The 18791-nt window shown below is 38.3% G+C and carries 32 protein-coding genes; 10 read left to right on the plus strand and 22 right to left on the minus strand.

Going from position 1 to position 18791, the window contains the following annotated elements:
* Positions 1-46: 46 nt before the first annotated feature.
* From R7P80_RS00475 to R7P80_RS00495, 5 genes are read right to left on the minus strand one after another with little or no spacing between them, the layout of a single operon-like run.
* Positions 47-454: a hypothetical protein gene (locus tag R7P80_RS00475; RefSeq protein ID WP_318096361.1), complete on the minus strand. Its 408-nt coding sequence runs from the start codon at positions 452-454 to the stop codon at positions 47-49.
* Positions 455-473: 19 nt separating this feature from the next.
* Positions 474-806 carry a hypothetical protein gene (locus R7P80_RS00480; RefSeq protein ID WP_038128483.1) on the minus strand — a complete coding sequence of 111 codons (333 nt, stop codon included), beginning with the start codon at positions 804-806 and terminating at the stop codon, positions 474-476.
* Between the two features lie 35 nt (positions 807-841).
* Positions 842-1123 carry a hypothetical protein gene (locus R7P80_RS00485; protein WP_318096363.1) on the minus strand — a complete coding sequence of 94 codons (282 nt, stop codon included), beginning with the start codon at positions 1121-1123 and terminating at the stop codon, positions 842-844.
* Positions 1124-1178: 55 nt separating this feature from the next.
* Positions 1179-1553, minus strand: coding sequence for a hypothetical protein (locus R7P80_RS00490; protein WP_020330754.1), 375 nt, complete (start codon positions 1551-1553; stop codon positions 1179-1181).
* A gap of 22 nt (positions 1554-1575) precedes the next feature.
* Complete coding sequence (locus R7P80_RS00495) at positions 1576-1983, minus strand: hypothetical protein (protein WP_318096366.1); 408 nt, start codon at positions 1981-1983, stop codon at positions 1576-1578.
* Positions 1984-2137: 154 nt separating this feature from the next.
* On the opposite strand from R7P80_RS00495, the gene R7P80_RS00500 reads away from it, so the two are divergent.
* Both R7P80_RS00500 and R7P80_RS00505 read left to right on the plus strand, forming a co-directional pair.
* Entirely contained in the window at positions 2138-2443 is a 306-nt protein-coding gene (locus tag R7P80_RS00500; RefSeq protein WP_020330752.1) for a hypothetical protein, read from the plus strand.
* Between the two features lie 5 nt (positions 2444-2448).
* Positions 2449-2721 carry a hypothetical protein gene (locus R7P80_RS00505; RefSeq protein ID WP_045592315.1) on the plus strand — a complete coding sequence of 91 codons (273 nt, stop codon included), beginning with the start codon at positions 2449-2451 and terminating at the stop codon, positions 2719-2721.
* Positions 2722-2807: 86 nt separating this feature from the next.
* On the opposite strand, the gene R7P80_RS00510 is transcribed toward R7P80_RS00505, so the two are convergent.
* The 8 genes from R7P80_RS00510 to R7P80_RS00545 all read right to left on the minus strand — a co-directional run bounded on the left by R7P80_RS00510 (position 2808) and on the right by R7P80_RS00545 (position 8490).
* Entirely contained in the window at positions 2808-3257 is a 450-nt protein-coding gene (locus R7P80_RS00510) for a hypothetical protein (protein ID WP_045592316.1), read from the minus strand.
* 36 nt (positions 3258-3293) lie between these two features.
* Positions 3294-3500 (minus strand): hypothetical protein, encoded by a 207-nt coding sequence (locus R7P80_RS00515; RefSeq protein ID WP_020330748.1) that lies wholly within the window; start codon positions 3498-3500, stop codon positions 3294-3296.
* Between the two features lie 257 nt (positions 3501-3757).
* Positions 3758-4363: a hypothetical protein gene (locus R7P80_RS00520; RefSeq protein ID WP_038128477.1), complete on the minus strand. Its 606-nt coding sequence runs from the start codon at positions 4361-4363 to the stop codon at positions 3758-3760.
* Positions 4364-4444: 81 nt separating this feature from the next.
* Positions 4445-5359 carry a hypothetical protein gene (locus R7P80_RS00525; RefSeq protein WP_318096370.1) on the minus strand — a complete coding sequence of 305 codons (915 nt, stop codon included), beginning with the start codon at positions 5357-5359 and terminating at the stop codon, positions 4445-4447.
* A gap of 420 nt (positions 5360-5779) precedes the next feature.
* Positions 5780-7336 carry a PAS domain-containing methyl-accepting chemotaxis protein gene (locus R7P80_RS00530; protein ID WP_318096372.1) on the minus strand — a complete coding sequence of 519 codons (1557 nt, stop codon included), beginning with the start codon at positions 7334-7336 and terminating at the stop codon, positions 5780-5782.
* Positions 7337-7457: 121 nt separating this feature from the next.
* Complete coding sequence (locus tag R7P80_RS00535) at positions 7458-7787, minus strand: hypothetical protein (RefSeq protein WP_048516485.1); 330 nt, start codon at positions 7785-7787, stop codon at positions 7458-7460.
* 44 nt (positions 7788-7831) lie between these two features.
* Positions 7832-8116, minus strand: a complete 285-nt coding sequence (locus R7P80_RS00540; protein WP_020330742.1) for a hypothetical protein — start codon at positions 8114-8116, stop codon at positions 7832-7834.
* Between the two features lie 50 nt (positions 8117-8166).
* Complete coding sequence (locus tag R7P80_RS00545) at positions 8167-8490, minus strand: hypothetical protein (RefSeq protein WP_020330741.1); 324 nt, start codon at positions 8488-8490, stop codon at positions 8167-8169.
* 197 nt (positions 8491-8687) lie between these two features.
* Here R7P80_RS00545 and R7P80_RS00550 point away from each other — a divergent pair, with 197 nt between their 5' ends.
* The 3 genes from R7P80_RS00550 (at position 8688) to R7P80_RS00560 (ending at position 10617) form a co-directional block, all read left to right on the plus strand.
* Complete coding sequence (locus R7P80_RS00550) at positions 8688-8981, plus strand: hypothetical protein (protein ID WP_318096376.1); 294 nt, start codon at positions 8688-8690, stop codon at positions 8979-8981.
* Positions 8982-9139: 158 nt separating this feature from the next.
* Positions 9140-9706, plus strand: a complete 567-nt coding sequence (locus R7P80_RS00555) for a hypothetical protein (protein WP_318096378.1) — start codon at positions 9140-9142, stop codon at positions 9704-9706.
* A 59-nt stretch (positions 9707-9765) separates the two neighbouring features.
* The gene (locus R7P80_RS00560) at positions 9766-10617 is read left to right on the plus strand and encodes a hypothetical protein (protein WP_318096379.1); all 852 of its coding nucleotides are present in this window, start codon (positions 9766-9768) and stop codon (positions 10615-10617) included.
* A gap of 73 nt (positions 10618-10690) precedes the next feature.
* Here R7P80_RS00560 and R7P80_RS00565 read toward each other — a convergent pair whose 3' ends face one another.
* From R7P80_RS00565 to R7P80_RS00580, 4 genes are all read right to left on the minus strand, one after another.
* Positions 10691-11116, minus strand: a complete 426-nt coding sequence (locus R7P80_RS00565) for a hypothetical protein (protein WP_229623917.1) — start codon at positions 11114-11116, stop codon at positions 10691-10693.
* Between the two features lie 23 nt (positions 11117-11139).
* A complete protein-coding gene (locus R7P80_RS00570; protein WP_053318614.1) occupies positions 11140-11721 on the minus strand; it encodes a nucleoside triphosphate pyrophosphohydrolase family protein in 582 nt (193 codons plus the stop codon).
* 73 nt (positions 11722-11794) lie between these two features.
* The gene (locus tag R7P80_RS00575) at positions 11795-12007 is read right to left on the minus strand and encodes a hypothetical protein (protein ID WP_038128473.1); all 213 of its coding nucleotides are present in this window, start codon (positions 12005-12007) and stop codon (positions 11795-11797) included.
* A 14-nt stretch (positions 12008-12021) separates the two neighbouring features.
* Positions 12022-12225 (minus strand): hypothetical protein, encoded by a 204-nt coding sequence (locus tag R7P80_RS00580; protein WP_118895481.1) that lies wholly within the window; start codon positions 12223-12225, stop codon positions 12022-12024.
* A gap of 126 nt (positions 12226-12351) precedes the next feature.
* Between R7P80_RS00580 and R7P80_RS00585 the strand changes: the two genes are divergently transcribed.
* Positions 12352-13140, plus strand: coding sequence for a hypothetical protein (locus R7P80_RS00585; protein ID WP_318096384.1), 789 nt, complete (start codon positions 12352-12354; stop codon positions 13138-13140).
* Between the two features lie 140 nt (positions 13141-13280).
* Here the strand turns inward: R7P80_RS00585 and R7P80_RS00590 are convergent, their stop codons facing one another.
* Positions 13281-13736, minus strand: a complete 456-nt coding sequence (locus tag R7P80_RS00590) for a hypothetical protein (RefSeq protein ID WP_038128469.1) — start codon at positions 13734-13736, stop codon at positions 13281-13283.
* A 125-nt stretch (positions 13737-13861) separates the two neighbouring features.
* Between R7P80_RS00590 and R7P80_RS00595 the strand changes: the two genes are divergently transcribed.
* Positions 13862-15097, plus strand: coding sequence for a hypothetical protein (locus tag R7P80_RS00595; protein WP_318096386.1), 1236 nt, complete (start codon positions 13862-13864; stop codon positions 15095-15097).
* Between the two features lie 50 nt (positions 15098-15147).
* Here the strand turns inward: R7P80_RS00595 and R7P80_RS00600 are convergent, their stop codons facing one another.
* Complete coding sequence (locus R7P80_RS00600; RefSeq protein ID WP_241619422.1) at positions 15148-15780, minus strand: hypothetical protein; 633 nt, start codon at positions 15778-15780, stop codon at positions 15148-15150.
* Between the two features lie 293 nt (positions 15781-16073).
* Between R7P80_RS00600 and R7P80_RS00605 the strand changes: the two genes are divergently transcribed.
* A complete protein-coding gene (locus R7P80_RS00605; RefSeq protein ID WP_318096389.1) occupies positions 16074-16592 on the plus strand; it encodes a hypothetical protein in 519 nt (172 codons plus the stop codon).
* Positions 16593-16694: 102 nt separating this feature from the next.
* Positions 16695-16961 (plus strand): hypothetical protein, encoded by a 267-nt coding sequence (locus R7P80_RS00610; protein ID WP_045592332.1) that lies wholly within the window; start codon positions 16695-16697, stop codon positions 16959-16961.
* 53 nt (positions 16962-17014) lie between these two features.
* Here R7P80_RS00610 and R7P80_RS00615 read toward each other — a convergent pair whose 3' ends face one another.
* The 3 genes from R7P80_RS00615 to R7P80_RS00625 are packed head-to-tail and all read right to left on the minus strand — an operon-like array spanning position 17015 to position 17954.
* The gene (locus R7P80_RS00615) at positions 17015-17410 is read right to left on the minus strand and encodes a hypothetical protein (protein WP_229623910.1); all 396 of its coding nucleotides are present in this window, start codon (positions 17408-17410) and stop codon (positions 17015-17017) included.
* A gap of 3 nt (positions 17411-17413) precedes the next feature.
* Positions 17414-17722: a hypothetical protein gene (locus R7P80_RS00620; protein ID WP_198434351.1), complete on the minus strand. Its 309-nt coding sequence runs from the start codon at positions 17720-17722 to the stop codon at positions 17414-17416.
* 7 nt (positions 17723-17729) lie between these two features.
* Positions 17730-17954, minus strand: coding sequence for a hypothetical protein (locus R7P80_RS00625; protein ID WP_021485441.1), 225 nt, complete (start codon positions 17952-17954; stop codon positions 17730-17732).
* A 201-nt stretch (positions 17955-18155) separates the two neighbouring features.
* Between R7P80_RS00625 and R7P80_RS00630 the strand changes: the two genes are divergently transcribed.
* Complete coding sequence (locus R7P80_RS00630; RefSeq protein ID WP_318096393.1) at positions 18156-18752, plus strand: hypothetical protein; 597 nt, start codon at positions 18156-18158, stop codon at positions 18750-18752.
* The last annotated feature ends 39 nt before the right edge of the window (positions 18753-18791 follow it).

Here is an 18791-nt window from a genome sequence, read left to right on the forward strand (position 1 = left end):
ATTTGTCGTTCAGTTGTTGTTCAGTCAATCTAGGCATAGCAAACCACTAAACCCTTTCCAAGTCATCTGAATGCATTCCAAAAAGCGTGAATGTTTTTACAAGATCCGTTAGCTGGATAAATGCGCTCAGGTCTGCTCTAAGCGAACGGTCTTTCGATACCATGCTTAAGTATTTTTCGTTCAACCGTTCATCTTCTGTTGCGGTTAACGGAACAAAAGACACTGCGTAAAGGGGAGTGCCATCACAATCACGAATATGCTGAACGACATAAAAAGGAAGTCCCGCATTTACTGCATTTTGAATAACCTCACTTTCACGCGATAACCATGAATCATAAGAGACAACTTTAACTTGAGACATGATCGGATACTCATGTTTTAGTGAAAAGTTGTTTTCTTTGATTGTTTTACCGTTAGATTCAACAATGTCACCGATAAAAACTGCATCTGCCATCTTGTTACCCTTATTTAAATTAGTAGTTAGGAAGCATGTACTTAGAAGAGCCAGGCTTCATTTTTGTTCTAAATGAAACAGCGTAAGTATTCTTTAGCGATCCATCCTCATAGGTCTTTTGACCACAAACCCCTGTAAAAACACTTCCGTATTTTTCATTAGGAACTTGATGCTTCCCCATTTTGAGTGAGACAATTTTACCATTAACCAAAAATTTGGCTGTACCGTACTTGTGTGGCTTGTCGTATCCAATCAGCTTGAATTCACATGAGCTAGAAACTTCTTTAACCACTTCTTTTCCGCAACCACTAATAAACAGTGCAGAAATCAATAATAATGCATACTTAAGCATAGAAACATTCCATTTACTTTCAGTAAACCTCCAAATCAGATACTGGCTTTATAGTCACTTTGCAGCATTGATAGTGTAACATCACGCTTACACACCTTGTCTAAATCAATGTAAACAGTGACTACATACCAAGGCTCACCTTCAATATCGCCACCATCAGACATATCGGCTCGAAAGAAGTGACTCTTTTCCAGTGTCGCAATGAGTGATTTTGCATCATCCTCATTATCAAAGTCGAAAGATTTTTCAACAGATAAATCTTTATTAATAAAAAATCCGTTTTCAACTGCAAATTTATTTAATAATAGATTAGTCACTTATCACCTTTGACTTCTAACCAGTAGTTAATTGAAAGCCAGTAACTGTAAGAACTTAATCTTCTACCTTGAGGCTGATTAACTTTTCTTCTCCAGCATCATCACTAAGGAGAAGCTTAGCATCCCCATAATGGAAATCACTTGATGCTGAATCATCAAACGCTGCGAACACTTCAAATGACAGCTTATTTAGGTCATCTAGATCACCACTAAGCAGTGTTGACTCTTCAAGCTCATTCGACATAGGGCAAACAACGCTGCGAGTTTCTAAGTCAAGCATGTAAGTTTGCGTGTCTACTAGCGCCTGTCTTCCGCTTTCGTGCTTAATCGTGACATAACCGATATCAAGCTTACCTTTTAAATCAAGGAACTGATCGTTTGACGCTTGAGGGTAAGATGGGATTTCAATTGATACAGATAAAAATTTCATGGTGATGTCCTTTTTTAGGCGCTTAAGCGCCACTCTCAATCTTGTGTTTGAATAGATGGTTCTCGATATCATCTTTAACCTGGGATGAAAGAATCTCAAGAGCGCTTTCCTGACCTTCTAGGCAAGACTTGGCAAAGCCGATTAGCTCACCTTCACATGCAGAGATATCCATCTTTTGCAGATAATCGTTAATGACCGCGAATGAAATGAAAATGCATTGTTCAAACTCTTCATAAACACAGCCAAACACCGTTTTATGGATGTGATCTAGATAGCTGTATTCACTAGTTGCATTAAATAACGCATAGAAATTCTTGTTGCCATTATCATCAAACTTAAGCGGTTCGGATTGGCGTTTATACCCATTAAGCGATGCAAATAGCTCACTGATTTTATTAGCGTTATCTTTTGTAAACTTAGCCACGTACATATGATTACATCCATAATTTATCGTGTTTTTAATTATACGCGCACAATCACCAAAGTCAAGTAATTTAATTATTAAAAATAGGTTTGATTAAATTGACTTTTAGCGTGATAAATATATAATTAATACACTAATTAAGAACAAGTAAAGGTTTAAGATGAACACTACAGATACTAAAGCAAAAATTCTTTGGATCGAACTAATCAAGTGCGGTCATGGTTACTCTTTACCACGCGATGACAATGACGAACCATATGCTTTTGAAAGTCACGCGGAAGCTCTTGAAAATCATCTTACAGACAAAAAGCACCATGAAGAAGAAGTTAAAATGGGTGAGCGAGATAGCGATGATGAGTACGAATGGGAGCTAACACCTGTACACATCAAAGGCGATATGATGGAAATCCTAGACCCTGATAACGACTTTAGCGTAATCACTTCATTTAATTGGAAATTGAGCTAAGAAATATGAACAAAGTAATGATTGAAACAAAGCACTTTGCTCACATTTCAATCATCACTTCAGATATGAAGCATTATGACGAAGCCAAAGATGAAATCGAAGGCTTCGTCAAAACAATCTTAGCTAAATATCCTGATGTGATGGAAGATCCTGAATTCCGATGTAATTGCTTAACCGAAGTAGGGTTAATCAGTGAAAATCTAGAACAAATTCAAAGTGCGGCAAACGAAATCGCAACGTGGGCTGACGAGAACCCACTAACGAAATTTGTCGGTTAGAACTCATAAAATTAAAGGCTGATTCAAATCAGCCTTTTTTATTGTGAAAATAAAATAAGGAGGCAATTATATCGCCCCCTAACAAATCAGTAATTCACTTCTTCTTTGTCTGTGTCAAAGATTTTAACGGCATAGAATTTAGCTAAATTTTCTTCCTTAATCTTTTTCGCTAAATCATAGTAGCCTTCCCCGCCTAAGAATGTTCCTTTTCGCTCGGCAACTTCTTCTTCGTTTTCGTAACCCATAACCATGAACCGCTCATCTTCGCTGATTAGGCTGTATACCTCACAATCGCGGTATTCATGATTTGTGTGAACCACTTTACGGCATTTTTCGATAACGCTTAATGCTTCCTGATCCAGTACTAACGAGTCACCCTGAAACTGAACTTTCATTGGGATTTCTTTGATCAGTTGGACACAGTATCCATTATCCAGAAAACGGTCACGCTTAGTGATTGCGTGTACATTCTTATTTGAGCCTAGCGTGATTTCGGTTAGGGTAGGGTATTTTGAAGGTAAAATGTATTTGCTCATGATGCTTATCTCTCTATGGTGGCGTTAGGTGAGGTCTTATTTGATTAAACCTTTTGAAGTAAGAAATTCAATCTGATCTTCTTTGTTATTGAAGATCCAGGCTACGTGCTTTCCATCAACAAACACATCGTAATCACCATGAAGTCGAGAAGGCTTTACTGTAGCGCCTTGCGCTTCAAAGAACGCTTTCGTTGCTTTACCGTCATTCGTCCATGTATTGTTTCTTGCTACTGAAAATGCCATCTTAACCTCACTTAAACCAAGCTGTTTCCTTATTTTTCAATTATACATAATTAAGCCTAATAGTCAATAATTTAATAATTAAAAAGTGAAATTTGATTTCGATAACACTTTTTCGCGCATAAAAGTGCGTAATACCAACACTTTTTGGCGCATAAAAGTGCGTAATGCCAACACTTTTTGGCGCATAAAAGCGTTCACCATCTAACAAAAAGCCCTACAGCGGCGCTAGTAGGGCATTAAATTGATTATCAGTGAGACTATATTTTCTGTTTATACCAAACATGGTCAGCATATTTTATGTACGAACCGCATTTTCCACTTAGATTGCAGGCAAAATTCCTGATGTATTTTCCATCATTAGATTGCGCCTTTTTCACTCTAATGTACTCATCATTCTCACCGATATGCCTACCTGAAACTAAATATTCCGTACCGTCGATAGTAATCAACTGACGAGGATTTCTTCCCTTTGAAGCATCTTTGACATCACTAATCTTTACAAGCGATCCAACACCACTTTCTTTGGTCGGCTCAAGTGAATCAGTTACGAATAAAAGCCCAAGAGGGATAACAATCCACGAATAAAAAAGCAAAATACCGAATTGAAGACCCTCTTCGTTTATCATATCTCTCGGTTTTGCTTTTTCATCCCGAACGAAAAACAGATCCCCTAGACCAATAAAATCTGCGAATATAAACACAAAGACAATCAGTACATGGATTAAAGCCGTATCAAAGGCTAAATAAACAACGCTGTCATTACCTAAAGCCCATTGCCCACCTAGATATAGTGAGTATAAAACAGATGCATAAAGTGCTATGTATGAAGGGCATCTTAATAATTTTTTAACTATATTTATCATTTATCAATCCTGTTATTTTTTAAAAATGATAAATAACAATCAATACATATTCAAATTAAAAAGAGGGCTTTAGCCCTCCTATTAAAAAATCATTAGTTTTGTATCATTAATTTCTAGATTCATTTCCATTAATGAAAAACACAGAGTCATATTCATTCTATCTGAGGCGATTTCAGCAAACTCTAAATCGTGAATATTATCCTCAAAAGCGTTTACTTGAAGATTGATTCGACCAAATCTTTCATGTAATGCTGCATAGTTGTTTTTATTGCTATCAAACGCACCATTTAGCATGGAGCGAATACCCAATCCTAGCAGTTTGCTTACTTCCACATCTTCATATTCTGGCAACACAAATGAGCATACAAGGTTCAATGATAGTTTTGGAAGGTTAGCATCGCTTTTCTTTTTGTTCTTGTTGAAGGTGCTGCAACCTTCTGAAATTTGCAGATGAACTTCTGCAAAAGAAATAGGCTTTCCTGTTTCGCAATCATGCAAAAACAGCATAAACACTTTCTGATCTACAGGGGTGTTACCAGAAATTGCTTGCGACCAATCATATTCAACACACGGCAGTTCTTTGCCTAGCGTTTTTGCTTGTTCTTTTAATTGACTCATCGCAATATCAGCAGTCTGACTAAAAGCGGGGGCTACAGTTACTTTATAGACACCCGTTTCACCATGACTAAAATCAGCAGTCACAGTATCTACGGTATCTTCGAATTTAATGAGCTTTACCAGATCAACGGATTCGGAATCTAACAGTCGAAAAGGAGTTAACGCTACAGAGTCTTCAACCAACTCACCTTTATTGAATTGAAACGCCTTGGTGTATACGCCGTTAGTCATTTCCATTAGCGCACAGCTCTGTTTTTTACTTACCAGAGTGTTGTCAGAATTTTGCTCAAGTGATTCCTTAGCTGATTCGAAATCGGAAAAGATAGTCTCACCTGAAACTGAACCGATTAATTGGTATTGGCGCGTGATGTAGTTCATTTTGTAACTCATTAATTTATTATGGATTTTTCCAGTTCTTGTTTCTCATTATATCCATATTGATTTGTGAGTCAACTTTTTTAATTATTAAATTTAATGTATTTATAATGGTAATTTCTTCAGGATTTAAATTGTTTACTGCTATGTGATCATTGTCATGATAGAGCATTTTTTGCTTTATTTTATTATCTCTATCAACCATTGACAGATGTAATGATAAAGACTTATTATGCCTTTGATTTATTAAGAGGAATAAAAAATGGAACAAGGTTTTTTTGAAAAGCTTGAGCAGTCGCTAGAGGAAGCAGTATCGATTTCTCGCGGTGAAATGGAGCCTTCACGAGTATCTGTGGCTGAATCGGATATTGAAGAATAATCCAGATTTAAAAAACTAAGGGCTTTTAACAAGCCCTTACTTTTTTATCGGTCAGAAAAGCTGTCTATGACAGATTCAAGTTCTACCGCTTTTGCCTGAACATTGTTAATCTTGGCATTTGTTTGCGTCATCAACTCAAACGATTCGGAACATTGTTCATTGATCATTTGAATGTTCTGGTTTATTTCTTTGGTTACAACTGACTGTTCTTCAATTGCGACAGCCATTTGCTCCCCAGCCTCAAGAACATCGCTAATCAAATTGCCGATTTGAGCTATCTTCTCAGATGTAGAGGTAATCCTTTCAACGCAATTATCAGAATGGGACTTGCCATTATTTAAGCTCATCACCAGATTACTTATATTCGATTGTAGGGCATCAACAACAGTCTGAATCTCAGTAGTCGATAACTGTGTTCGCTCCGCGAGCACTTTAACTTCACTTGCAACTACCGCAAATCCTCGACCTGCTTCACCAGCTCTAGCCGCTTCAATGGCAGCATTAAGCGCAAGTAGGTTGGTTTGATCGGCTACACTATGAATCACATCAACAACTGTACCAATTTGAGCGCTTTGCTGACTTAGTGTCTCAAGCATTCCAGCAATCTCATTTAACTTATTCGACAGATTCACAATTGCATTGGTAGAGTCTTCAACTGATTTGTGACCAGATTCCATTGCCGTTTTTGCCTCACTATTTGAGAGTGAAGTTTTTTGAGCACTACTTGAAATTTCTAGGGAGGAAGCCTGCATTTGACTCATCGCTGTAGCCACTTGCTCTAGCTCGCCCTTTTGGTCATTCAGGTTCTTTGTAACTGCATCCCCATACTTACTCAAATCACCCATGCTAGAAACGGTGTCCTTGCAGTTTTCCATTACAGTAACACTCATTCGACCCAGAATAGATTCTGTATGAGAGCTTTGCATTTTCATTGCTAGCTCTATTTCTGAAAAGTCAGAAACATCGCCTGTATATATGTATTCCATCAATGGATTATTAAACACCTCTTTAGAGCGCTTACACAGTTTCTCAAGAGGTCTCGTGAGAATATAGACTGATAGGACACATAAACCGAAAAAGCCAAGCAGAGCGGCTTCTGGACTCATCAATGTGAGTAACTGATATGCTGCAAGCAAATTGACAGCAAAAACCATTAAGCAACGTTGCCAAAGCCTAGTCTTAGGGAGTTTAAGCTTTAATGGTTTACTGTTATTCCTGATTTTCTTGTAGGCTTTCTCAGCGCGATCAACATATTCACGCTTTGGACTCAATCGAACAGATTGATACTCAACAACCTTGCCGTTCTTCATAATAGGGGAGGTGAACGCGTCTACCCAGTAATATCCGCCATCACGCTTTTTGTTTTTCACCATTCCCATCCAATGGCGACCTGATTGAATGTGAGTCCATAAGTCCTTAAACGCTGCTTTTGGCATGTCTGGATGCCTAATCACATTATGAGGCTGGCCTAGCAATTCTCCCTCATCATAACCAGCAACTTCGTTGAAGTGAGGGCTTGAGTATTTGATTATGCTGCTTGGGTCAGTTATCGACACTATTTTGTAGTCACTTGGGTAGGTAAATTCTTGTTCGCTTGCCAACTTCTTTCTCCAATACTTTCATTATTTAAACGATATTTTTCGCTTTTAAATAAACTAAATCACCCAAAAGAGTGACCTTAAGGGTGATTGTTGAGCTGTATTTTTAATATTGAAATAAAGGTTAAGAATGATCAATTCGCCAAGATGGGGCGCTTCCATTAATCTTATCCGTTACATAAGCCCAGATAGTCTCATTACCTTTGCAATGACCACCAGGGATTTTATATGAAACGGTAACTTGAGCATCATTAAACACTTTAATCATTTCATTAAATTGTTCTGCACTGTAACCTTTTTGTAGCATTTTTTCCTTGATCTTCGCCACATACTCAGCTTTAGGCTCGGCATGTTCATTACTAACCAACAAATAGTCGTGCAGAAGAGGGAAGTCATTAAGCGGGATTTGCTTGGTTACAAATCGTTTAACATTGAATGGGGTCAGGGTTTTCATCAGCAATATTCCTTTTTAAAGTTCAGCATAAATGCTGAACAATCTCAATCTTCGTCTTTCAATGTCGATGGGTATGGCAAGTACAGTTTTGGCTTTGCGTTTCCGTTTGGAACTTCTACCAACAAAGTGACTTTTCTAGAGTCCAGATGACCGTCGAACATCTTTGCATGATTAGGGAAATATGCTTTAGCGTAAGCGCTTGATGAAATACCCACAGGCTTGATCGCCACTACCTTACCTGACTTTTTAGTAACGGCACCGCGAGCTTGGGAAGTCCAAGACACTTTCTGATCCACCTTGAAGTCTTCTGCTTTTCTTTTTGTTTTCATTTGAAAATCCTTCTACTTAGGGCGGATTTTCCGCCCTAATATGTAATTGGTTATACTGACAAAATTCCTGACTTAGACCATTTTGCACCCATATCTAGAAGTTTTTCAACCTTTTCTAGGAAAGTCGGGCTGTTTTGTTTTGACCATGTATTGTATTCAATCTTATCACGGAATGAAGCAATTTGAGCTAAGAGAGCTTTCATCACTTCTTTTTGAACATGCTCACCAGGCTCTTTGTATTTAGCCTCGTGCGCCATAAACTGTTTAAAGGTTAGAGTGGTTACAAAACCCTCTTCATCTTCAACGCCAAATAGGTATTTAGCTTTGCGTTCACCCATACGTTTCTTTTGGGTTTCAGTGTAGATAGTTTTCATGGTGGTTTCCTTTATTTGCTTACTTTATGTTTTTAATTATATAGTAATTAATCCAATAGTCAATTTTTTTAATTAATAAAAAGTAGAAATTCTGAAAATTTAACTATTAAATTTTATTTACTTTAAAGTCAATTCGTGTATAATAAGGATATAGATTAAAGATACGCCTTTATGCATTATTGTAAGGAGAGAACCGTATGAACAAATTAACAAAAAAACAAGAAGACATTGTAGATATCATCAATGGTCGAACTTGCATTGGAACTTACGAGATTGAAGTTCTTTATCCCGATCAATCAGATACTCCGATGAGCATTATTGTATCAGAAGAGGAAGAAGACCTAGAAGATGAAGATGCTCAAGAATCGATGTATTACGATATGCCAGTACGTAAGGCAGTCGAGTCATGCATTTCAGGGGAAGAAACAGAACACGGATTTATTATTATCGGCGTAGAAGGGTACAGTCGTGACGATCTGATTCAGAGCTAAACCAATAGCAAGCCCTACTAAAAATGGGCTTTCTGCTCATTCAATATGTATTGAATATTAAACTCCAAATAAGATAATTAAATATTGTATTTTCACCTTATTTATGTATAATGCTTGTATCCGATAAATATTTAAAGCTTATCATAAAGGGATTCGCCATGCGAAAACAGAAGACGGGAAAGTCAGTTCTTACAGCCGAAAAAGTTCATGAGCTTTTTTTGGTAAAAAGTGTAAAAACTGGATTTTTAAACGACCCGACAACCGCACAGTGCAGTGTCTACTACAAAGGTAAGATTCTGGCATCATTTTACGATCCAGGTTGCGGTGGCGGTGTGGCGGAAGTTAACTTTAAGACGGATAAAGCAGAGCAAGAATTCAACAATTTCTGCAATGAATATGATGCTCAGAGCTTCTTTAACCGTGAAGACATGAACAGCCATGATGTGTTCATTTACATTGTTAATGACCTGATTAATAAGGCGAACGAACAAAAGAACCTTATTAAGATCGAGAAGCGTTGCAAGAAATCGATTGTTTACGGAACCCCTTTACGCTTCCATGAGGTAAGCTTTACAGGGATTAAAGACCTTACTGAAATGCTGGAGTATGAAGATGGTCTTAAATCATTGCAGGAAGTTTACGACCAAGCAAAAGCGAAGTTAGGCGAGGGCGAGAAGATTTATAACCCTATCGAGCAGCTAACGAAATTAGGTATTAAGCCTTAATCCTTATGCTGACTCCTTACTTGGAGTCAGTATTTTTTGCACCTAATATGGAAAGAGTTATGGTTAAGCATCAGCAAACTGAAAAACTTCTAGGGCTATGTGAGCGCATTTTCAAAGAAACCAAGCAACCTCACTGGCTCATCTACGCGACATTTCGACCTGAACTGACTGACCCTTTAGGGGATTCTGTCCAAGCACAGTTACTTAACTCTATGGATATGGTTAAGGAATACCTGAATAAACGTGTAGAACATTATGATCCCGAACACGGAATCTTTGTCGATATTGCCTGCCAGCATACTGGAAGCCGCGAAACAGAAGGGATTGAATGGGTTCATGTGGGATTTGAACATGATTCAACTGATTTAGTTATTCAAAATGAAGATCACTTTACAGATGATACGTATCGCATCATCGACTACACCCCAGAGAAGTTCCATGAGGTCGCTGCATTATTGACGAACAAATGCTTTCCGTACAAAGAGAACTTCTCTTCCTGGCATGAGGGCGGTTTTCATTACAAACCAACAAACATCATCTTAAGCCTCTTTTCCAAACCAGAAGAAGTAGAGCCAAACTTCCTAGCCTTTTTGTTACACATGCTGGAATTTTGTGAAAGCAATCAGCCTATTGATGCGAAACATAATGGCGACTACAACTTATGGAGCAGTGCTATCATTGGTGAAACTTTGAATGTGCTGACAAAAAATGGATTTAAAACTGGTGATAAGTCGTCTATCGATGGCAATGCACTCTTGACTGCCGTTTGGAATATCCAAGACATTTCGTCTGAAATACTAATGAGAGAAACAGAAAGGCGAAACAAAACAGGTCATATTGCTCACCCTAATGATCTTAACAATGAATTTCTTGGTCAGTTGCGGCTAATTTACAACCATCTTGTCAGTTAACCGCGCTTAAAAGATAAGGGGTTCGATCAGAACCCCTTAATGTAACCTTGAATGAGTGTTGTTTGTGAGCTTCTTAGCTTTCTTGAAGGTGAGTGTTTAAAAGCTTAATTAGCTCCCTGATGATTGAAAGTGAATTCGACTGAATATAAATCGAGACTTGCAACGGCTCATTATCACCGACCCCCGATTTTACAATAAAATCAACACTTTCTTCTCTTGAGTATTTGGCTTCAAACATCCACTTCATGATGTTTTTGCAGTCCACTTCTTTTGGCTTTATGTCCAAATTTAACTCAAAACCAACGCAATGTATCAATGATTGCATTTGTATTCTTAAGTTTTTATTTCCAGCCAAAAGACTGTGTCTGTGAGTACTTCCAGAAATGTATCCATCTAGAGTTTTTTGAAACGCTACTCTTTTTCCAAAACAACTAAGACTATTCGCAAAATGTGACAAACACATATAATGTTCAGTCAGTTTGCTAATATTCTTCTTCACAGGTGAACCTATCAATGAAAGAGTTATTTACTATCAAGAACGAATGTTAGATCCGCAGGCTTGTAGTAAATAGATTTCATTACCTTACCTTTTTTCAGTGGCGATCCCTTGTAGTCGTCACAGTCTTCTGCACACTTGATGATGAATAGACCGTCTTTCTCTTCGGCTTCCACCTTCACGCCTTGTTCTGCATAGTAGCGTTCGTTTTCAAGGTACTCTTCCATGCTCTTAGCAGCTTTTGACATGTTAGATGCGTGTACTTCATCCCATAGACGCACAAAATCAAGTTGGTAGCTTTTCGCAACGTGCAGCAATACTTCAACGCTGTATTCTACAGCTTCCGTCCACTTGCCAAGCTGAACAGCGCGACCAGTTAGCACATAAACTTGATCAGTTACACTGTCACTGATTTCAACAAGGTCTTTTGCCTCAGCCAACTCTTTCAACTCTTCAACGTGAAGTGAGGTATGCAGAGAATCATGATCCTTTTGAAGCTCATCTTTGATTTCAATAGGCAGACCATTCATGTTACGAAATTCTTTGATGTCCGCGTAAAGTTTATCTTTAAGCTCTTGAGTTAAAAGTGTTAGACGTGGTTTAGTCATTATCTTTATTTCCGTTTTGTTTATTTAATTTATCGATTATAAAATAAGGTGTTGAATAAAACAACCTATCGTACTATAGGCTTGCGTAAACAGTTACGTTATCAGGAATTTCTTCAAAATCTCGCTTGGGTTTTGAGCTGTCTTTAGGTCGGTTAGGGGACGTAAAAACTCCCGCCTCACATGCAGCCATCATAGCTTTTAATCTTGTAGTCGCGTCACTGTCTTTAGAGCTAGAACCCTGTACATCAGGGGTGATTAAATCTTGCTTACTTGTATCTTTCATCATCGACTTTTTCTTTTTTAATTAGGCTCTCTATCGTACACCGTAGTGTACTCTGCCTCATTTGTAATCCATTCAATCAACTCTTCTAGAGTCTTCACCTGTTCACTGCTTAGGGATTTGGTGATCGAATCCATTTTTGCCTGTGCGTCTTCCACATCCTTCTCAGGGGTATCCCAAAAAGCTAGCGATTTCATACTGATTTGCTGATTGCACTCTGGCATGTATTAAGACCTATATTTAGTTATTTTTGATTGACTTTACGAGTTTACTTAAATCATTGAGTTGACGCAATATTATGATAGAATCAATCAATTAATAAATATTAATCAATAAAAAGCGGAACGGTAATGAATATCAAAAAACCATACTTCTTTGGTGCAATTATATCCTCGATAATCGCTTCTTCTGCGTTTACAGCAGTAGTTGTTAGCAAAGGAATGACAAACCCAGAACTTGAAATTCAATCTGATACGATAATTCAATCTAGCGCAAACCAAGAAAGTTTTGAATCAGCATTAAAAAACGAACCACCACTAGAAATCGATCCTCAGGTTCACTTGGTCTCATCTGAACCAAATCAGATTACCAAAGCTCGAATGCTTTTCACTGGCATCGATCACTCACAGCAGAGTTATAGCTTTGATGAAAAGATTGAGTTGAAGTCTCAGTGCGACTCTATACAGGTTCGACGCGCTCAACTGGACGGAACTTACTCACTTGAACAATACCCGATTGACGTTATTTGCAAATTTAATGATAATTACGTCACGGTTACAGTTCTTGATAAAAGCGAAACACATCCTGGTAATGGATCAGCAGGATATTACGCAAATAATGAATCAATTATTGATCAAGACAAGTTTTTTGATTATGCAATGACGCTTGACTCATTAAACGTGAATCGATGCGGTGATAATAAATATTGTGTTGACGCATATTTTCCTGGTGATAGCGAAATTCTGACCTCAGTTACGCCAGAAGAATTTATTCAAGAATCAAAATCTTTCTTGATGAAAGCAGACAATATTATTATCAACCGCGCCCAAAAAATTAAAGAAGAAAATCGTATCAGAGATGCATGGGAAGATATCCGCATTAAAGACGAAATAAGCAAAGAAGAAAGTGAAAATGAATAACCCAGACCAACCATCAAAGAAAACCCAAGTTGTAATTGGCGCAATGATTGTCTTAATGCTTCTCTCAGCATTTGCACCTGTCTTGCAAAACATGATGTGAAAAGTCAGCCCTGAGATTAAATGTCTCAGGGCTTGTTATTTTATTGATAGCAACATGGCACTTTCTCAATACCTTCCTTATTGCAATAGGGGATTGCCTTTGAAGCATCACTTATCAAAGGTTTTACATTATCTTCTGACGCATCAAACTCAAATCCAGCATTCTTATTGACTTCATAACAAACTGATTGCTTCAAATCCTCGCTACCACTTATCTTTGTTCCAAGCAGTCCAGGGTATATATCCCATCCAATGGGGATTTCCTTCAAATACCCTTGCTCTTTTAGCTCTGACGTTTCGAAGCTTGGAGTTATTACCTTACCATCAGCTTTATAAGCAATGTAAGCAGCGTTGACCTGTTGAGCTTGATTTATGTATTTTGCACTTTCCGCAGATATCTTTTGTTCCTTGTATATGTCTCCGCCGTAAAAATACATAGCGCCACTAACGAGAGCTAGAATTGCTATAGATATCACGACTATAACTAAGTTACTCATGATGTTACCTAACCTTTTATTATTATTTATTTATTGATATTAGTGTGATCGATGTCATAATAATATTTATAACATAAATAAAAATTAATTAAATTAAAAATAATACGTATTGGTTGGGAAATAATATGATTACGAATATGCCAGCCCAAAAAAGGCTACTCGCAATTGCGATCCTAGCAACTCTTAATTCTCATGCGATTGCCAGTGAGGAAAGCGGGGTAGGGGATGGTGATTACTTCATAAAGATTCACGTAGCTGAGACCCTTAGCTATTGGGATGACGGTGGCACTCGGGCTACAACTTGGAAAAAGTATGGCGAGCCATACAATTGCAATGATTGGTCTTCCTTTGATTCTTCTGCTGAACCTGGCACCTCTTATTTACAGCAAGCGACTTGTTCTCAAGATGAAACGCGCACAGTTACTTACATATCTCAAGATAGGTTTTCTGACGCTGTAATGGAGCAGGAAGAGATCGAAAGAAGAACGGTTGACCTGACACTATCAAGAAGCGTTAACGTTGTTTCTGATGGCTTTGAGGACGTTTCAGCTCCGTATGACTGCTCAGACTGGAAAGCCGACTCATCAAAATCATTTAGCAAAACGGAATACCACAGAATCCAGCAATGCAGCGTGAATCAGTCTGCAACATTAAAACATATGATTGATGGTCTAGAGGCGTTCTCTGTCGCTCAGGAGCAGGTAGCGATTAAAGACATGCAAGAGACACTAGCAAGAGATAATCGCTCATGCTTGACCCTGTTAGAGCAGGATTCCAGCCTTAAAAACGATGTGTATCCGCTTAAGGGTTCAAATTACCAGTGTGATATGGCTGGTGGAGGATGGACTCTTGTTAATTACACGGATCTAAGTAGCGGCAATTACGGAGATTTCAGCAAAACCTCTCTTGGTGGTAAGACTGCACTTTGGGCTATCTTCCACAGTCACGCCAATGGCTCATACCAAGATCGCAAGTTCTTTACCAACACCGATAATTTACCGTGGAGCCAAGCGAAAATCACTTTCAAAGCTGAACTATTCAGCTCAGTAGACAGCTACAGCAATACGCATGGTGGCGCGGTAAATCGAGACGATGTTATAAACGGGATGTTCTTTGACGGTTTAAGCATTACCACAGACAGCGGCAAGCTTGTTCATGCTGTCACAAGGTACGATAACGCCGCAAGACGTAGCCAGCTTGGGATTCCTGATAGCAAGTCATTTATAGGCTCGGGAACTCATTCATTCACCTTTGATAATGGCTCGATTACAACGGATAGGTTGAAGCTTAGAGGCATTGCCGATCAATACTACAGTGATGAGGCAGTAGGATTTAGTCAATACGTAGTATGGCTAAAATAGAAAACACAGAATGCCTAGCAGCCCCGCTAGGCATTTATTTTATGCGCTTTTTAAATTGCTTTTCGGGTCACTTGAAACTCTAAGTGCTCGTACAAACAAGCGTTAAAGAAATTCCCATCTGCAATATCCTCGATAGAAAATGTCTCAAACACCCAATTCATCGCTTGCTCGAAAGTGAATTGGTAAACCTTTTTTTCTAACTCGCCAACCGCGAAATATGCTGCGGAACCTTGTTCTTCTTGAAAGCGAAGAAACTGAAAGTAATCTTGAATAGCCTCAACATGGTGAAAACTTTGGCTAAAAAGGTTCGATTTATATTTCTCTTGGAAGTATCGAAGAACAACCTTCTTAAGCTCTTCCTTTGCCTCTTTTTCGTTACCATGCACAGTTGCAAAGCTATCATCATAAAAGACAAAGTCCTCGCCTGACAGAGATGTACTACCAATTACATTCACTTGCAGGAGGATGACCTCACGCTGTAGTGAATTCTCATCAGTGATGAAGAATTTATCCAGAGTATGATCATTATGACCTGAAGCTTCGTCGCCATGAAGCATAATGACAGCCATGCGATTAACGACATTCTGCCCCTTTCTTCCCAGCTTGGAGCCAGAAACCGCTTCATAAGCAGTCTTAATTCGGTTTAGAAAGTCATTTTTTGAAATGTTGGTGATCTGTAGCATTGCGATTCCCTCTTTGCTGAACCCATATTCATGTCTACTCAATTCCATAAAATTCAGCATTAAAGAAAAAGCTAAATCTATGATTTATTTATATGCAGAATTCCGCCACACCTTATTACTAGGCTGAGTAGTGCGAGGCTCTGAAACCTCAGCGAGCAACCTTCACTGCTTAGGTGATAACCACTCGTTAAAGTCAATATACCAAAATCACAGGAAATACACAAGAATTATTGACTTAAAAAGCGCACAAACATATAATTAATTATAATTTAAGCCATTGAGATTTAGACACCATGCAGACTTCACCATTAATGAAATCATTCGGACTCGTTCAATTGGCTGTGAGTCAACTCGATAGGAACACCTTTGACGAAGAGGAACTGAAAGATCTTCCAAGCGTAAAAGAGCAGCTTATCGCGCTTACAATGCAGTATTCATCAGACAAGACAATTGAAAATCAGATCCGTGATTGTTTAACTGGTAACTATTTGTTCGCAATTAACAACAAGCTGTCAGAAATTCTTGAGGTCGATAACCCCCTTGATGTCGAAGGGTTTGCGCCTGTATTTGCCGTAGCATCACACACTGGCGACAACTACTTTGAGCCTCGCGAGTTCATGAAATTCTCAACCGATTATTTCATGGAGGGGGATGGTATTAACTTTGATGAGTTCATCTTTAATCACTTCGAGAGCAAGCTTCTAAAACATGCCTCTTCATCTGATTCCGATACCGTAATTGGGCTTGTGGAGTACTCATCATCTGGCGCTAGAGTCATTGGCGAACCGATGAATGGCTATCTCGAATCGTAGTGTACATAAATACCAAGGACTAGATCCTGATGATGCCTCTACCAAATGGCTGGAAGAACGCCCAGCCTTAAAACGCCTCTACGAATAGGACGGAAAATAAAAATGAAAGCGAGTACAGATACGTTGGAGTTAGGTGATAAAGTTATATTCCGCTGTGACGAATATGGCGATGGTAATATCATGGACTTTGACGGTTCGGTTCAAGATATAAATGATAAGGGCGTTGATGTGCTTTATCTCAGTGGTTACAAGTCTAGAAATGACTTCATCCCCTTTAAAGATGTAATCGCAAAAGTGGATTTAAAAGCCCCTAGAATCAAGTTAAAAAGCGGCTCTTTCAGTGGTCACTTAATTGAGTTTGAACAATAACGGGAAAATAAAAAAGATTGCTGCGTTTCATCGCAGCAATCTTTAAAACCCTCTCACCTATTAAAATTCTTATTCAAACACTCTTTTGAGATCTGATCGGTAGGGCAAAGCCATTCATTATTGATAACAAATACGTCTTGTTTCATGTTTGGCACTTTCTTTAGACCAATTTCGAAACGATACACACCTTGCTTTGCAATTACATTTAGTACTGGTTTTTCGTTGTGAGGACTGGCTTGTCTATGCTCAATCTCTTTATCAATATCAATCCTGAAGCTATAGACATCAAGCTTTTGCACCTTCTTGTTAGGATCGTTATTCATGTCATCATAGCTAGTAAGATCCACTGACGACAGAGCAAACAAAAGAAGCAACATCCCTAATAACATCAAGTCACTCAATATACCTAGATCTTCTTTTTTCTTAGAGCCGTTCTTTTTCTTTTTCATAATCTATTTCAAAATCAATTGAGTTTGATTTTGTCCCGCTTTGTTTTTCATTACCGTTTTCTTCGCTTTTTCATTACTGACTTCTACTAGTGGGTAGTCTTTCAAATCATAGCCAGTAAATGGGATTGTGTTCGTATATTGACTATAAGGAACTAAGCCAGTTAAACGCACAATCTGATCTTCAATCGCTTTTGATAAAAGCATCGCCCCCTTAAGAGAGTCCACTTTAATTCGGTAGGTGAAATGAATTACCGTGCCTGGCTCAGACTTATCTCGCATCATGCACGTTATAAAATATTGTTGCTTCTTCATACCAAAACTATTCCAGCCCACCAGTGATTTTATGCATAAAAACAGTAAAGGCAAAAACGGCTGCATTCTTCTGTTCAACATTATCAGTGCTTGTAAAAGACCTCTCCCATAAAGCATCTAAATCCTTCATGAAGCCATCAAACATTGCTTTACCTTCTGGCGACAATTTTTCGATTTCTTTTTCGAAAAAAGCCTTTTGTTGAGCCAGCTCTATTTCTAAAGGGTCATTCATATTTATTCCTCATTATTTTTAGACCTGATTATACCTAACTTTCTGTGAAATATAAGATACTTTATTTGATTTTAATAAAAAAAGAACACTGTCGTGTTCACGTATCAATTTTGGTCTTCTTTTCTTTTGCTATACGTTAATTATCTTTACTTTTTAATAAATAAATATATAATGGTGAACAACAAATAAAAGGAACACACCATGAAAAATCTAGTCATCCAAATCGCAAAAGAATCTATTGCTTTTAACGCCTTAAACGTTTCCGTTGATCTTCTGATCAGTCCATTTCGTGAAGAGTATGAGCACGGAGACGACACTTATGATTTACCCTCTGAAACCATGCCTAACTTTGTTCATAGTTTTAAATATCGAGACTACACAGAACAAGAGCTATCTCTTGCCCTGGCTGAAGCTAAAGGAGATCTGTTTGCATCCTTATGTAATGCAGTTAAGGACTCGCCTTACAAAGCCCCAGAGAAAGTAAAACCTCTACAGCGTGTACGCGCTCACGGTCTCATGCATGGCGCACTTACCTTAATTTCTGACTGGCTTGTTACTGTAGAGAAAGATGAATCACTAAAGGCGCTGGTGACGAACATCTTAAAGCAAGAGCCAGCTTCAAAGTATATGTCTTCACGAGGTGCGCTAGTCCATTGCTCATTAAGCAGCCGAGATATCACTATGATTTACGATGATATCGATGCGCTTTACGAAGATAAGGCGTTTCTTGAGGCGAAAGAGATGGTTGAATCCCTATACGTATCGCACTTTGAAGAGTTCGTTAAGAGTTACTATTAATTCTCTATTTAATAATTAAAGTTATTTTGTTGACTTTAA

This window comes from Vibrio sp. 2092, assembly GCF_033339635.1.
GTDB lineage: Bacteria > Pseudomonadota > Gammaproteobacteria > Enterobacterales > Vibrionaceae > Vibrio > Vibrio alginolyticus.